Raw genomic sequence first — 13,211 nt, 5'->3', positions numbered from 1 at the left:
AGAGAGGTGCTCCGCTCCAGATAGGCCGGGCGAGCGGGAGTGGCAAATCCGGGATGTCCCTTAGGGGGCCGCCCGGTCCCCTACTAAGGCCCTGCAATGGCTTGTTTTACAGGGCCTCGTGGGGTATAGACCGCGCCAAATCCGTCATTCGATAGCCACTCAAGTGAGGCGCCGGGGCGCCGAGGAATTGCCATGAAAGCCGAAATTCACCCGAACTATCATACGATTAAGGTCGTGATGACCGACGGAACCGAGTACCTGACCCGCTCCACCTGGGGCAAGGAAGGCGACACGCTGAACCTCGACATCGACCCCAAGTCGCACCCGGCCTGGACCGGCGGCAACGCCCAGCTGATGGATCGCGGCGGCCGCGTCTCGCGCTTCCAGAAGAAGTTTTCGGGCTTTCTCAAAAAGGATTGATCCGGCCCCTCGAGGCTGGAGACGAAAACGCCCCCGGAGAGCCGGGGGCGTTTTTTGTTTTGGGCAGATCGTCATTGCGAGGAGCTCTTGCGACGAAGCAATCCAGACTGTCTCCGCGGAGGGATTCTGGATTGCTTCGCTCCGCTCGCAATGACGGGAGCTTACCGCTCGAACGCCGCCTTCAGCGCGTTGAGATGCGGCACCAGCGGATTGCCGATCGAGGAATGATCGACCGGCGGCGTGTGGATGGTGGTGTCCAGGCGACGCACGCGGGTCTGGAGGCTCATCGAGCGATGGATCAAATCCTGGAGCTGCGACGGCAGCTTCTCGATGCTGTCGGTCGAGCCGGGATCGGCGGCGGAGAGCTTGACCTTGGTTTTTTCGCGGTTGGCCTGGCCCAGCGTCATCTCGCCTTCCTTCACCGCGCGGTGCAGCAGCAGCCACGAAGCGAGCTGCATCAGGCGGGTGGTCAGACGCATGCTCTCGGTCGCATAGGTGAGGCTGACGGCGCGGTCGAGCGCCTTGGCCTCGGTGCGGCCGGCGCCATCGAGATAGGCCGCGGTCTCCTCGACCAGGTCCATGCCCTCGCGGAACAGGACGCCGAACGCCGCAGAATTGGTGAACCGCTCGCTGAGTTGAACGAGAGCGCCTTCGGCTTGCAAACGTTCCATGGTTAACGCCCCTTACGCAACTGTCTGACTGCCCGGCTTTGGCGCCGGCTTATGATGAACAAATCATTGCGCGGGCGAGACGCCGAGTCCAGTGACAAGCGCGGATATGGTTTCCGCGCGTCTTTGCTCTGAATTCAACCGGTGCGAGACGCAAAAACCGGGCGTCGGCGCAAAAAAAGAGCCGCCGGAAAACCGGCGGCTTTGAAAGTTGATAACAGGGAGGCGTCAAACAGAGTGGACAGGAGCCACTCGGTGTCCAAACAAGGACAGTTCCTAGTCATAAACTCGAAAGCTTAATGTCGAGTAAACGAGCGATTATTTTGAGGGTTCGTTAGCCATGTCGGTCAGTGGCCGAGTGGGCCCGCGGAACGAACTCTCTCCGTCGCCCCGGCCTAGTGCGCACTGCGCACGGGGGCCGGGGCCCATAGCCACAGGGAGCAGTTGTCTCGCGAAGGCGTAACTCCGAGTCGTCGCCAAACCACGCCCTGTGGTTATGGGTCCCGGCCTTCGTGCGCAATTGCGCACTAGGCCGGGACGACGGCGGTGGTGCGACGCCTACTTCTTGAAAACGCTATTCGCCGCATCGCGCGAGGCGCGCTTCTTTATTGCGGCTTCTTCCAGCCTTGTGATTTCGGTTTTGAGCAGCGCGATGCGCTCGGTCAGTTCCTCCACTGACAAGAGTGAGAGATCCTGTCCGATGTCATGGCTGATCTTCTTGCGCGGGCGGTCGTCGTCTTCCATCGCCATCCTGGTTCCTCCTGCGTTCGCCTCACAAGCGGCTGAGGCGGTTGCCAGCCTGCACTGCGCTGGCTAAGCAATGGCCTCGTTCCATCCCGCACCTTTGCTCAAGGACACATCATGGACAAGCTGCCCGCGCAAATGACCGTGGTCGCCATCTCGAAACCCGGCGGACCGGAAGTGCTGGTGCCGGAACAACGGGCGCTGCCGCAGCCCGGGCCCGACGAGATCCTGGTCAAGGTGCAGGCCGCCGGCGTCAACCGGCCCGACGTGGCGCAGCGCTCCGGCGCCTATCCGCCGCCGCCCGGCGCCAGCGACCTGCCCGGCCTCGAGATCGCCGGCGAAGTGGTGGCCGTCGGCAGCAACGCCAAGCGGCACAAGATCGGCGACAAGGTGATGTCGCTGGTCGCCGGTGGCGGCTATGCGCAGTACTGCATCGCCCAGGACGGCCAGGCGATGAGCGTGCCGCCGTCGCTGTCGATCAAGGAAGCCGGCGCACTGCCGGAAACGCTGATGACGGTCTGGCACAATGTGTTCGAGCGCGGCGGCCTGAAGGCCGGCGAGACGCTGCTGATCCATGGCGGCTCTTCCGGCATCGGCACCATGGCAATCCAGCTCGCCAAAGCGTTCGGCGCCAAAGTGATCGTCACCGTGGGATCGCAGGACAAGATCGATGCCTGCCTCAAGCTCGGCGCTGATCGTGCCATCAACTACAAGGACGAAGACTTCGTCGCCGTAGTCAAGGCTGAGACCAACAATGCCGGCGCCAATCTGATCCTGGACATGGTCGCCGGCGACTATGTCGACCGCAACTATGACGCCGCCGCGCTCGACGGCCGCATCGTGCAGATCGCGACGCTCAACGGGCCCAAGGTTACCGTCAACATCGCCAAGGTGATGGTGAAGCGCCTCACCCACACCGGCTCGACGCTGCGCCCCCGTAGTAATGCGGACAAGGCGGCGATGGTGGCCGCGATCGAGGCGAAAGTGATGCCGCTTTTGCGCGAAGGCCGGGTCAAGCCGCTGATGGACAGCACTTTCCCGCTGGAAAAGGCATCCGACGCGCACCGGCGGATGGAGACCTCGGCACATATTGGCAAAATTGTGTTGGAGGTCTAGGCCAGCGGCCCACAGGGCAAGCCGGAAACCCTTTGATTTTCCTTGCTTTCGTGGCATCTATCGCGACGCACCGAACCACCTTGTTCCGTTCGGAAAACGCCGTGCACCGAAGAGCCTGCACCGAACAGTTTGCGTCGAACGCGGAGAACTGACCTTGCGTCTGATCAGGTGCCTCGCGCCCATAGCGCTGGGCCTCATGATTCTCGTCTGCGCGTTCCCGGCGCGCGCGCTGGACGCTGTCAGCGTCCGCGGTGACGCGCCCGCGATCGACCTCACCGGCGTGCTCGAACATCAGCGCAGCGACGCCGACCGCATCCAGGTCTCCACCGCGCCCGGCACCGACGGCATTGTCCGCCGCATCGAGGTGCGCGCCCGCGAGGGTGGCCAGAACTGGGTGGTGTTCGCGCTCGCCAACAACACCGACGACCAGCTCGACCGCCTGATCGTCGCCCCGCATTACCGCATCGTCTCCTCGGGGCTGCTGTGGCCCGATCTCGGGCTGTCGCGCATCGCGACCATCACGCCCTCGACCGGCGACCGGCCGGAGCGGCAGGAGAGCCCGACCGCCGACGTCTTCCGCGTCACCCTCGATCCCGGCGCCGTCGTCACCTTCGTCGCGGAGCTGCGCACCGACAAGCTGCCGCAGCTCTATCTGTGGGAGCCGGAATCCTATAAGGACAAGGTCAACTCTTTCACGCTGTACCAGGGCATCGTGATCGGCATCTCCGGCTTGCTGGCGCTGGTGCTGACCATCCTGTTCGTCGTCAAGGGCAGCATCATGTTCCCGGCCGCCGCGGCGCTGGCTTGGGCGGTGCTGGTCTATATCGGCGTCGATTTCGGCTTCTGGGGCAAGGTGCTCGACATGTCGAACAACGCCGAGCGCATCTGGCGCGCGGCGGGTGAGGCGATCCTGGCGGCGACGCTGCTGGTGTTCCTGTTCGCCTATCTCAATCTCAGTCGATGGCACGTGCGCTATTCCCACATCACGGTGGGCTGGCTCGCGTTCCTGGGCTCCCTGGTGGCGCTGGCCCTGTTCGACCCTGCGGTCGCCTCCGGCATCGCGCGCATATCGCTGGTGTTGATTGCCTTCGCCGGCTTCGCGCTGATCGTCTATCTCTCCACCCACGGCTTCGATCGCGCGGTGCTGCTGATCCCGACCTGGTTCCTGCTGGTGGTCTGGGTGGTCGCGGCCGGCATGACGGTCGCGGGCTCCGTCACCAACGACATCGTCGGCCCGGCGCTGCTCGGCGGCCTCGTGCTGATCGTGATGCTGATCGGCTTCACGGTGATGCAGCATGCGTTCGCCGGCGGCGGCGCCAGCACCGGCGTCGTCTCCGACATCGAGCGCCGCGCGCTGGCGCTGGCCGGTTCCGGCGATTTGATCTGGGACTGGGACGTTTCCGCCGACAAGGTCTTCACCAGCCCCGAGACCGAGGCCCTGCTCGGCCTCAAGCGCGGCACGCTGGAAGGTCCGGCCGCCTCCTGGCTGGAAGTATTGCACCCGCTCGACCAGGACCGTTTCCGCGCCGCGCTCGACAGCGTGCTCGACCAGCGCCGCGGCCGCCTGGTGCAGGATTTCCGCCTGCGCACGCCGGACGGTCACTTCATGTGGTTCGCGCTGAAGGCGCGCCCGGTGGTCGGCTCCGACGGCGAGGTCTCGCGCGTGGTCGGCACCCTCACCGACGTCACCGAGCTGCGCAACGCCGAGGAGCGCCTGCTGCACGATTCCGTGCATGACAATCTCACCGGCCTGCCCAACCGCAAGCTGTTCATGGACCGGCTCGGCGCCGTCGCGCATTTCGCCAAGACCATGCCGACGCTGCGGCCGACGCTGATGGTGATCGATCTCGACCGCTTCAAGCAGGTCAACGATTCCGTCGGCATCGCGGTCGGCGATTCCATCCTGCTGACGCTGGCCCGCCGCCTCACCCGCATCCTGAAGCCGCAGGATACGCTGGCGCGGCTCGCCGGCGACCAGTTCGGCCTGATCCTGCTCTCGGAGCAGGACCCCGCCCGCATCACCGCTTTCGCCGAGACCATCCGCAAGACCATCCGCGCGCCGATCGCCTTCAACGAACGCGAAATCTTTCTCACGGCCTCGATCGGCCTCGCCTTGTCCGATCCGCAAGTTCAGCTCACGGACGAGATCATCAAGGACGCCGAGCTTGCGATGTATCACTCCAAGCGCATCGGCGGCGACCGCATCGACGTCTACAAGTCCGCGATGCGCGCGCGAAAAACCGACCGGCTGACGCTGGAGAGCGAGCTGCGCCGCGCCATCGAGCGGCAGGAGCTCACGATCCTGTACCAGCCGATCGTGCGACTCGAAGACCGCTCTGTCGCCGGCTTCGAGGCGCTGGTGCGCTGGGATCATCCCAAGCTCGGACGCATGGCGCCGTCGGAATTCATCACCATCGCGGAAGAGACCGGCCTGATCATCGACCTCGGCATGTTCGTGCTCGACCAGACCGCCAAGCAGCTCTCGATCTGGCAGCGCGCGATGCGCTCGCGCGAGCCGATCTTCGCATCGGTCAACGTCTCCTCGCGGCAATTGCTGCGCCACGATCTGATCCACGACATCCGCACCGTGCTGTCGCGCTCCTCGGTCGCGCGCGGCACGCTGAAGCTGGAACTGACGGAATCGCTGGTGATGGAGAATCCGGAGCACGCGGCGCAGATGCTGACGCGGATCCGCGAGCTCGGCACCGGGCTCTCGCTCGACGATTTCGGCACCGGCCATTCGTCGCTGGCCTATCTGCAGCGCTTCCCGTTCGACACCATCAAGATCGACCAGTCCTTCGTGCGCACCACCAACCGCGGCACCCGCCCGGTGATCCTGAAGTCCATCATCGCGCTCGCGCACGACCTCGGCATGGACGTGGTCGCCGAAGGTGCCGAGACCGATTCCGACGCGGTCGAGCTCTACCAGATGGGCTGCGAATACGCGCAAGGGTTTGCCTTCGGCGAACCCATGGATGCCGACGCCGCGATGCGCCTGCTGACGGAAGTGCGCCTGGAAGCGGCGAGCTAGCTCTTCTTTCCCTCTCCCCTTGTGGGAGAGGGTCCGCTCGCAAAGCGAGCGGGGGTGAGGGGTATCTCTCCCCGAATGCTACTCTCTCAATTGCGGATGCAACCCCTCATCCGGCGCTTCGCGCCACCTTCTCCCGCAAGGGGAGAAGGGAAGAGAGCGCACACCGCTAGCGCCGCCGGTCAGCCTTCAGCTTCGTGAACCGCACGCTCTCGCCGTCCGGCATCCGCATCGCCTTGAAACCCGCGGCGAGGCAGGCTTCGCGTTGCGGCATCTGGATGTCCGGGCTGCGCAGGCTGTCCCACCATGAGGCGCGATTCGCCGCGCGCGGCAGGGCCGCGCCGATGATCTCTTCGATCTGTTCATAGGTCAGCACGAATTCCGCCTGCTTCTGCCGCATCAGATAATCGCGCAACGCGTCGTAGTCGTTCACCGCTGTCCTCTTCGCTGGTCGAAGGCCCGCTTTGCCCAAAAACGTCAGCCGCGGAAACCAATTTTTAACTCATTCCGGCAGCGCCGTCCCGGTTTAAACACTACTCAAGCTTTCGGGCGCATTCACTGGTGCCGGGAGCAAACGATGTTGTCTCGATGGCGCGACGTCACGGCCCGGCGGCCATGGCGGCTTTCGGCGAAGCTGCTGATCATCTCGTCCGTGGTGACGGTGATCGGCTTTTCCGCCATTTGCGTCAACGTCATGCTTGACATGCGCCGCGGCGAGGAGGCGCTCGCCCGCCAGACCCTGGAAAACCTGGCGACGACCATCGAGTCCGACGTCAGCCGCAACATCGAGATCTACGACCTGGCCCTCAAGGCGGTCGCCAGCAACATGCTGCTGCCGGAAATCGCCACGGTCTCGAAGCCGATCCGTCACCTCATCCTGTTCGACCATTCGACCACGGCGAGGCATTTCGGCGCGATCCAGGTGTTCGACGCCGACGGCCGGCTGACCATCGACGCGTCGACGCTCGATCCCGTTGTCGTGAACCGGGGCGACGAGGATTACTTCAAGGCCCATCGGGACAATCCGGACGCAGGCCTCTTCATTAGCCGTCCCATGCTGTTCCGCGGCGCTTATTCGATCGTGCTGAGCCGGCGCATCAGCGACACCGACGGCGGCTTCCTCGGCGTCGTCGCCGGATCGATCCGCTTCAGCTATTTCCACGAATTGTTCGAGCGGCTGAGCCTCGATCCCGACGACACCATCACCGTGCTCAGGCGCGACCGTACCGTCATGATGCGGCGGCCGTTTGATCTCGACGTGATCGGCACGAATCTGGCCACCCGGCCGATCTGGAAGGCCGAAAATCTGAAGGTCGGCAGCGCATTCGCTGGACAGGGGCCGATCGACGGCACGCCGCGGCTCTATGTCCGCAGCGGTGGGACCAGCCCGCTATTCGTGGTGGCAGGCAAGCCACTGAACACCGTGTTCGAGCTCTGGCAGAGGGAAGCCTACCGCATCGGCGCCGTGGTCCTGGCGCTCAGCCTGTTCATGCTGGCATCGACGCTGGTGCTCGCGCGCGAAATCGGCCGGCGCGCCGAGGCCGAGCGCAAGCTCGAAGAGATGGCGACGACCGACGCGCTCACCGGCCTGAAGAACCGCCGCAAGTTCGACCAGGTGATCGACGTCGAATGGCGCCGCGCGATGCGGCAGCAGACGCCGATCGCGCTCTTGATGATCGATGCCGATCACTTCAAGGCCTACAACGACACGTTCGGCCACCAGGCCGGCGACCAGGTGCTGGTCGGCATCGCCATCTGCATTTCCGATTCGGTGAGCCGCGCCGGCGACTGCGCGGCGCGCTATGGCGGCGAGGAATTCGCCGTGCTGCTGCCGGGGACCTCGGTCACCGACGCCCTCCATGTCGCCGAGAAGATCCGCGCCAAGGTGCAGGGATGGTCCGACGACCACACGAGCTCGACGGTGTCCTGCGGCATCGCGAGCCTCGTTCCGACCACGGGCATGGACTGGCCGCTGCTGGTCGCCGCCGCCGACAAGGCGCTCTACGCCGCAAAAGCCGGCGGCCGCAATCAGTCGGTGGTCGCGAGCCTGCCGAAGCTGTCGCTGGTGGCGTGAGAGGGCGGCCGTCGTTTGGGTAGGTAGCCCGCAATACCTTCAGCGTCGTCCCGGCGAAGGCCGGGACCCATAACCACAAGGCATAGTTTGGCGAAGACTCGTCGTTCGGTACTGCTACCGACCGGAAACGATGGATCACGCGGTATGGGTCCCGGCCTTCGCCGGGACGACGGCAATTACTGCCCCAAATACTTCTTCATCTCCGCAATGAGCCCGTCACGCAGCTCCGGCCGCTTCAGGCCGTAGGCGATGTTGGCGCGGAGGAAGCCGGGCTTGGAGCCGCAATCATGGCGCTCGCCCTCGAACTCGACGCCGTAGAATTTTTGCGATCTGGCGAGGCCGATCATGGCGTCGGTGAGCTGGATCTCGCCGCCGGCGCCGCGCTCCTGGGTCTCCAGGATCTTGAAGATCTCCGGCTGCAGGATGTAGCGGCCGGTGATCGAGAGGTTGGAGGGCGCGGTGCCCTTGGCCGGCTTCTCGACCATGCCGTCGACCTCGAACATCTTGCCGGTGCGTTTGCCGACGCCGCAGATGCCGTATTGATGGGTCAGATGATCGGGCACCGGCTCGACCGCGATGACGTTGGATTTTTCGCCGAGCTTGCTGGCGGTGTCGATCATCTGCTTCAGGCAGCCGGGCGAATTGAGCACGAGTTCGTCGGGCAGCACCACCGCGAACGGTTCGTTACCGACGATGTCGCGCGCGCACCAGACCGCGTGACCGAGGCCGAGCGGCGCCTGCTGGCGGGTGAAGCTGACGGCGCCGGCCTCCGGCTGGTTCTGCGCCAGAACGTCCTGCTCGGTCTTCTTGCCGCGCGCGGCCAGCGTCGCATCGAGCTCGAACATCCGGTCGAAATGATCTTCGATGACACTTTTGTTGCGGCCGGTGACAAAGATGAAGTGTTCGATGCCGGCTTCCCGGGCCTCGTCATAGACGTACTGGATCAGCGGCTTGTCGACGATCGTCAGCATTTCCTTCGGCATCGCCTTGGTGGCGGGCAGGACGCGGGTGCCGAGGCCGGCAACGGGAAATACGGCTTTGCGGATTTTCATGGGATTGATCGAATACCTGAGGAACACGTGAAGGGAGCAATGCCATCTTGCTAGCTTGTTTGCAGCCGCCAACAAAGGCGGATGTGGGGCCTCATCCTCACAGAGTTAAGAAAAAGGCCACCATCAAAATTTCACCTTTGTTAAGCTGTTGGCAACCGTAACCAGGCCTCCTGAGGGCGGATTTTGGCCGGACAGGTGAGGACATGATGCAATCAATGGCAGAGCTGGCGAAACGGGGCGGGTCCGTGACCGGTGCGACGATGATTGCGGCCGCCCTGCTGTTCCCGCTTCCCGCCGGCGCGCAGTCTCAGAATGGTCTGTCAAATCTGTTCGGCGGTATTTTCTCCGGCCCGAACGCGGCGCCTTCGCCAGCAGCGCCCGGGCCCAGCGGCACTCCAACGGGAGTTCAACCCTGGACCGGCGAGGACGGCGCCTCTGGCCATCCGTTGATGACGGCCGCCGCGATCCGCGAGGCCGCGGGCAATTTCAACAATTGCGTGGCGGGCATGTGGCCCGATGCCGCACGGCGCAACATCACGCAGGACAATTTCCAACGCTTCACGGCTGGCCTCGCGCCCGATCTGCGCATCATGGACCTGATGGACTCGCAGCCGGAGTTCACCAAGTCGATCTGGGATTATCTCGACATCCTCGTGAACGACAACCGCCTCGCCAAGGGCCGCGAGATCCTGGCCAAGTACAAGGCGCAGTTCGACGCCACCGAAAAAGCCACCGGCGTCGATCGCTACATCATCGCCTCGATCTGGGGCATCGAATCCAACTACTCGACGCAGATGGGCGACCGCAGCGTGCTGCAATCGACCGCGACGCTCGCCTGCATCGGCCGCCGCCAGGCTTACTTCAAGGATGAATTCCTCTCCGCGCTGGAGATCCTCAACCGCGGCGATCTCAGGCCCGAACAATTGCGCGGCTCCTGGGCCGGCGCCTTCGGCCCGACCCAGTTCATGCCGACCGCGTTCAAGCGCTTTGCCGTGGACGGCGATGGTGACGGCCGGCGTGACGTCGTCGACAATCCCTCCGACCTGATTGCGTCGACCGCCAACAATCTGAAGAAGGACGGCTGGCAGGCCGGCCAGACCTGGGGCTACGAGGTCGTGGTGCCCCAAGGCTTCAACTACATGCTGGCCGATCGCGCCAAGGCGATGACGGTGGCGCAATGGGAGAAGCTCGGCCTCAAGCGCCCGGCCAACCAGCCCTTCCCGCATCCGGCCGAGAAGGCCTATCTGCTGGCGCCGGCCGGCGCGCAGGGGCCGGGCTTCCTGATGCTGCAGAACTTCCGGGTCATCATGAAGTACAATCCGGCCGAGGCTTATGCGCTGGCGATCGGCCATTTCGCCGACCGCTTGCGCGGTGGCCAGCCGTTCGTGCAGCCCTGGCCGCGGCAGGAACGGGAGCTGTCCCGGACCGAGCGGCTGGAACTGCAGCAGCTGCTAGCCCAGCGCGGCTTCTACAAGGGCACCCCCGACGGCCAGTTCGGCGGCCAGACCCGGGAAGCCCTGCGCAACTTCCAGGCCTCGATCGGGGTCCCCGCGGACGGATTTGCCTCCTCCGACGCCCTGAACCGGCTGCGCGGGCGGTAAAATCGCGCTGAAAGTAACCCTGAACAGGGATTTTGGCCGACAGCCTTGACCGGGGCGGCCGTTCGCCGTGTATGGGCCAAGGATCTTAACCCCAGAATCTTGGGCCAAGGATCTCAGTATCTGAAGAGAAACTGAAAAGAGAATCTGCCCGTTTGGCGCCCGATTCCGTTATTATATTCGAGCCTGTCCCGATCCCCATTGCACGTGCCGAGATCGCATGTCGAAGAAGTCCCTGTTCAAGGTGCTGACCGAGAGCGGCCCGCTAATCGCGCTGGGGACGGCGCTTGCGATTCTGGTGTCGGTCGCGGGACCCGCCTCGGCGCAGTTCTTCAACTTCCCCGGCTTCGGCGGCCCACCGCAGCGTTCGGCTCCGCCGCCGCCGCGGAACGGCGGAGGTGGAGGTGGCGGTGGCGGATGGTTCGGCGGCGACTTCTTCGCGCCGTTCCAGCAGCAACAGCCCCAAGCACCGCGTCAGGACTTTTCGCGCGCGCCGGCGCCGGCCAAGCGCGAGACCACTCCCGACAGGAACGTGCTGGTGATCGGCGACGCCATGGCCGATTGGCTCGCCTACGGGTTGGAGGACGCCTACACCGAGCAGCCCGACATGGGCGTGATCCGCAAGCACAAGACCACGTCCGGCCTGATCAAGTATCAGCCCAAGGGTGAGCCCTCAGACTGGACGGCTGCTGCAAAGGGCATTCTCGAGACCGAGAAGCCCGACGTGATCGTGGTGATGCTCGGCCTCAACGACCGCATCGCGATCCGCGAGGCGGCAGCCCCCGATAAATCGGACAAGGCGACGGACAAGAAGAACGACAAGGGCGCGCGCGGCAAACCACCGGGCAAGCCCGGCGATGCCAAGCCCGGCGACACCACCGCCGCGAAGCCGGACGACAAGCCGGCCGATGCCGACCTGCCGCAGGATGATGCCGATAACGCTGACGCACCCGCAGTCGCAGCGCCCGAGAAGACCGCACGCAACCCGAACGGCCTCTACGAATTCCGCGACGAGCGCTGGGTCGAACTCTACGGCAAGAAGATCGAGGAGCTCGCCAACGTCCTCAAGTCCAAGGGCGTGCCGGTGCTCTGGGTCGGCCTGCCCGCCATCCGCGGTCCCAAGGGCACCGCGGACATGCTGTTCCTGGATTCGCTCTATCGCGAAGGCGCGGCCAAGGCCGGCATCACATACGTCGACGTCTGGGACGGCTTTGTCGACGAGGCGGGCCGCTTCCTGCAGAAGGGCCCGGACTTCGAAGGCCAGATCCGTCAGCTCCGCAGCGGTGACGGCGTCTATTTCACGAAACCCGGCGCGCGCAAGCTCGCCCACTATGTCGAGCGCGAGATCACCCGCCTGCTCGCCGGGCGCTCCGGCCCTATCGCGCTGCCGAGCGAACCGGCGACCCCCGACACCAGCGCCGAACCCGGCAAGCCCGCACCGCGGCCGCTGGCCGGCCCGATCGTGCCGCTGGTGGCGGCCTCGATCTCGACCGATCAATTGCTGGGTGGGCCGGGCTCGCGTCCTGCCGCCGTCGATGCGCTCGCTGCGAAGACAATGGTGAAGGGCGAGCCACTGGCTGCGCCCGCCGGCCGCGCCGACGATTATGCCTGGCCGCGCCGCGAAGTCGGCCGCGAGCAGGCCAAGGGCGATACGCCGGTGGCCGCGACGACGCCCGACGGCGGTACGCCGGGTGCGGCCGCAGCGATCGCCCCGCCAAAGCTTGCGCCGAAGAAGCCACCGGCGCCGCAGCAACCGGCACAGGCAGCGCCATCGATGCGCGATTTCTTCGGCTTTGGTTCGCCGCCGCCCCCGCCGCGTCAATTGGCGCCGGCGCCGCGCAATCCGAATCCCAACCCCGCGATCCCGCGTCCACCAGGCAACGTCGGGCGATCGGCGGAAGTGTTCCGGTAATTTCTTCTAAGCTGAGGTCTCGTGTCCCGGACGCGCTGCAGCGTGAAACGCTGCTGCGCAGAGCTGGACCCAGCACGTCCGACAGTCACAAAAAGAATGGGCCCCGGCTCAGCAATGCGGTGTTACACGCCGTGCTGCGTCCGGGGCCCGATGCTTATCGCGCGTTGGCTTCAGCCGTAATAGCGCCAGCGCGGCGGCGGGCGGCGCGAAGGCCGCGCCATCAGAAGCGCGAGCGCGAAGCCGATACCTCCGGCGACCAGCAGCGCGCCCATCGGGTTGTCCTGCACCTTCTGGGCAATCGCCTGCGAGCCGTCGCGCAAGGTTTCAGCCGGCTTGTCGTAGGCGTCCTTGGCATAGCTGGCCGCGGTGTCCGTGGCGTCACGTACCGCATCCTTGGCCTGGCCGTAGAGATTCTGCACGGTGCCGGCGGCTTCGCGAGCCTTGCCGGACGCCTGTGTCTGCGTATCGCTGGCCATATCTCCGATGGCGCCTTCCGCGCGTCCGGCGAATTCCTTGGCCGATCCGACAATCCGATCCTTATCCATGATGCTCCTCCTCGGGGGTCAGCCCAAGTAACCGATCAGGAGCGGCGCAGTTCC

The 13,211-nt window shown here is 65.0% G+C and carries 11 protein-coding genes; 6 read left to right on the top strand and 5 right to left on the bottom strand.

Annotated elements, in window-relative coordinates:
* Nucleotides 1-192 precede the first annotated feature (192 nt).
* Nucleotides 193-420, top strand: coding sequence for a 50S ribosomal protein L31 (gene rpmE / locus AC0L3U_RS14185; protein WP_007599895.1), 228 nt, complete (start codon nucleotides 193-195; stop codon nucleotides 418-420).
* Between the two features lie 161 nt (nucleotides 421-581).
* Here rpmE and rcdA read toward each other — a convergent pair whose 3' ends face one another.
* Nucleotides 582-1,091, bottom strand: coding sequence for a protease adaptor protein RcdA (gene rcdA / locus AC0L3U_RS14180; RefSeq protein WP_007599893.1), 510 nt, complete (start codon nucleotides 1,089-1,091; stop codon nucleotides 582-584).
* Nucleotides 1,092-1,646: 555 nt separating this feature from the next.
* Nucleotides 1,647-1,838, bottom strand: a complete 192-nt coding sequence (locus AC0L3U_RS14175) for a DUF1192 domain-containing protein (protein ID WP_473362164.1) — start codon at nucleotides 1,836-1,838, stop codon at nucleotides 1,647-1,649.
* 111 nt (nucleotides 1,839-1,949) lie between these two features.
* Between AC0L3U_RS14175 and AC0L3U_RS14170 the strand changes: the two genes are divergently transcribed.
* A complete protein-coding gene (locus tag AC0L3U_RS14170; protein ID WP_354159385.1) occupies nucleotides 1,950-2,948 on the top strand; it encodes an NAD(P)H-quinone oxidoreductase in 999 nt (332 codons plus the stop codon).
* Between the two features lie 154 nt (nucleotides 2,949-3,102).
* The gene (locus tag AC0L3U_RS14165) at nucleotides 3,103-5,979 is read left to right on the top strand and encodes an EAL domain-containing protein (RefSeq protein ID WP_473347415.1); all 2,877 of its coding nucleotides are present in this window, start codon (nucleotides 3,103-3,105) and stop codon (nucleotides 5,977-5,979) included.
* 166 nt (nucleotides 5,980-6,145) lie between these two features.
* Here the strand turns inward: AC0L3U_RS14165 and AC0L3U_RS14160 are convergent, their stop codons facing one another.
* Nucleotides 6,146-6,409, bottom strand: coding sequence for a DUF7662 domain-containing protein (locus tag AC0L3U_RS14160; RefSeq protein WP_473362163.1), 264 nt, complete (start codon nucleotides 6,407-6,409; stop codon nucleotides 6,146-6,148).
* A 144-nt stretch (nucleotides 6,410-6,553) separates the two neighbouring features.
* On the opposite strand from AC0L3U_RS14160, the gene AC0L3U_RS14155 reads away from it, so the two are divergent.
* A complete protein-coding gene (locus tag AC0L3U_RS14155) occupies nucleotides 6,554-8,050 on the top strand; it encodes a sensor domain-containing diguanylate cyclase (RefSeq protein WP_473362162.1) in 1,497 nt (498 codons plus the stop codon).
* Nucleotides 8,051-8,226: 176 nt separating this feature from the next.
* Here AC0L3U_RS14155 and AC0L3U_RS14150 read toward each other — a convergent pair whose 3' ends face one another.
* Nucleotides 8,227-9,102: a UTP--glucose-1-phosphate uridylyltransferase gene (locus AC0L3U_RS14150; protein WP_007599884.1), complete on the bottom strand. Its 876-nt coding sequence runs from the start codon at nucleotides 9,100-9,102 to the stop codon at nucleotides 8,227-8,229.
* A gap of 203 nt (nucleotides 9,103-9,305) precedes the next feature.
* Between AC0L3U_RS14150 and AC0L3U_RS14145 the strand changes: the two genes are divergently transcribed.
* Complete coding sequence (locus tag AC0L3U_RS14145; RefSeq protein WP_473362161.1) at nucleotides 9,306-10,703, top strand: lytic murein transglycosylase; 1,398 nt, start codon at nucleotides 9,306-9,308, stop codon at nucleotides 10,701-10,703.
* A 217-nt stretch (nucleotides 10,704-10,920) separates the two neighbouring features.
* Nucleotides 10,921-12,612, top strand: a complete 1,692-nt coding sequence (locus AC0L3U_RS14140; protein ID WP_473362160.1) for an SGNH/GDSL hydrolase family protein — start codon at nucleotides 10,921-10,923, stop codon at nucleotides 12,610-12,612.
* A gap of 170 nt (nucleotides 12,613-12,782) precedes the next feature.
* On the opposite strand, the gene AC0L3U_RS14135 is transcribed toward AC0L3U_RS14140, so the two are convergent.
* On the bottom strand, nucleotides 12,783-13,157 hold the full coding sequence (locus AC0L3U_RS14135; protein ID WP_027515488.1) for a CsbD family protein: 375 nt from the start codon (nucleotides 13,155-13,157) through the stop codon (nucleotides 12,783-12,785).
* Between the last annotated feature and the right edge of the window lie 54 nt (nucleotides 13,158-13,211).

Source organism: Bradyrhizobium sp. Kon69, from assembly GCF_055807515.1.
The sequence above is the reverse complement of the archived record's forward strand: the minus strand, read 5'-3'. Positions and strand labels throughout refer to the sequence as shown.

What these genes read in the sequence shown, in the direction of transcription:
- AC0L3U_RS14140 (WP_473362160.1), top strand. Translation starts at nt 10,921, where the DNA reads ATGTCGAAGAAGTCCCTGTTCAAGGTGCTGACCGAGAGCGGCCCGCTA.
- AC0L3U_RS14150 (WP_007599884.1), bottom strand. Translation starts at nt 9,102, where the DNA reads ATGAAAATCCGCAAAGCCGTATTTCCCGTTGCCGGCCTCGGCACCCGC.
- AC0L3U_RS14155 (WP_473362162.1), top strand. Translation starts at nt 6,554, where the DNA reads ATGTTGTCTCGATGGCGCGACGTCACGGCCCGGCGGCCATGGCGGCTT.
- AC0L3U_RS14175 (WP_473362164.1), bottom strand. Translation starts at nt 1,838, where the DNA reads ATGGCGATGGAAGACGACGACCGCCCGCGCAAGAAGATCAGCCATGAC.
- AC0L3U_RS14135 (WP_027515488.1), bottom strand. Translation starts at nt 13,157, where the DNA reads ATGGATAAGGATCGGATTGTCGGATCGGCCAAGGAATTCGCCGGACGC.
- rpmE (WP_007599895.1), top strand. Translation starts at nt 193, where the DNA reads ATGAAAGCCGAAATTCACCCGAACTATCATACGATTAAGGTCGTGATG.
- AC0L3U_RS14145 (WP_473362161.1), top strand. Translation starts at nt 9,306, where the DNA reads ATGATGCAATCAATGGCAGAGCTGGCGAAACGGGGCGGGTCCGTGACC.
- AC0L3U_RS14170 (WP_354159385.1), top strand. Translation starts at nt 1,950, where the DNA reads ATGGACAAGCTGCCCGCGCAAATGACCGTGGTCGCCATCTCGAAACCC.
- rcdA (WP_007599893.1), bottom strand. Translation starts at nt 1,091, where the DNA reads ATGGAACGTTTGCAAGCCGAAGGCGCTCTCGTTCAACTCAGCGAGCGG.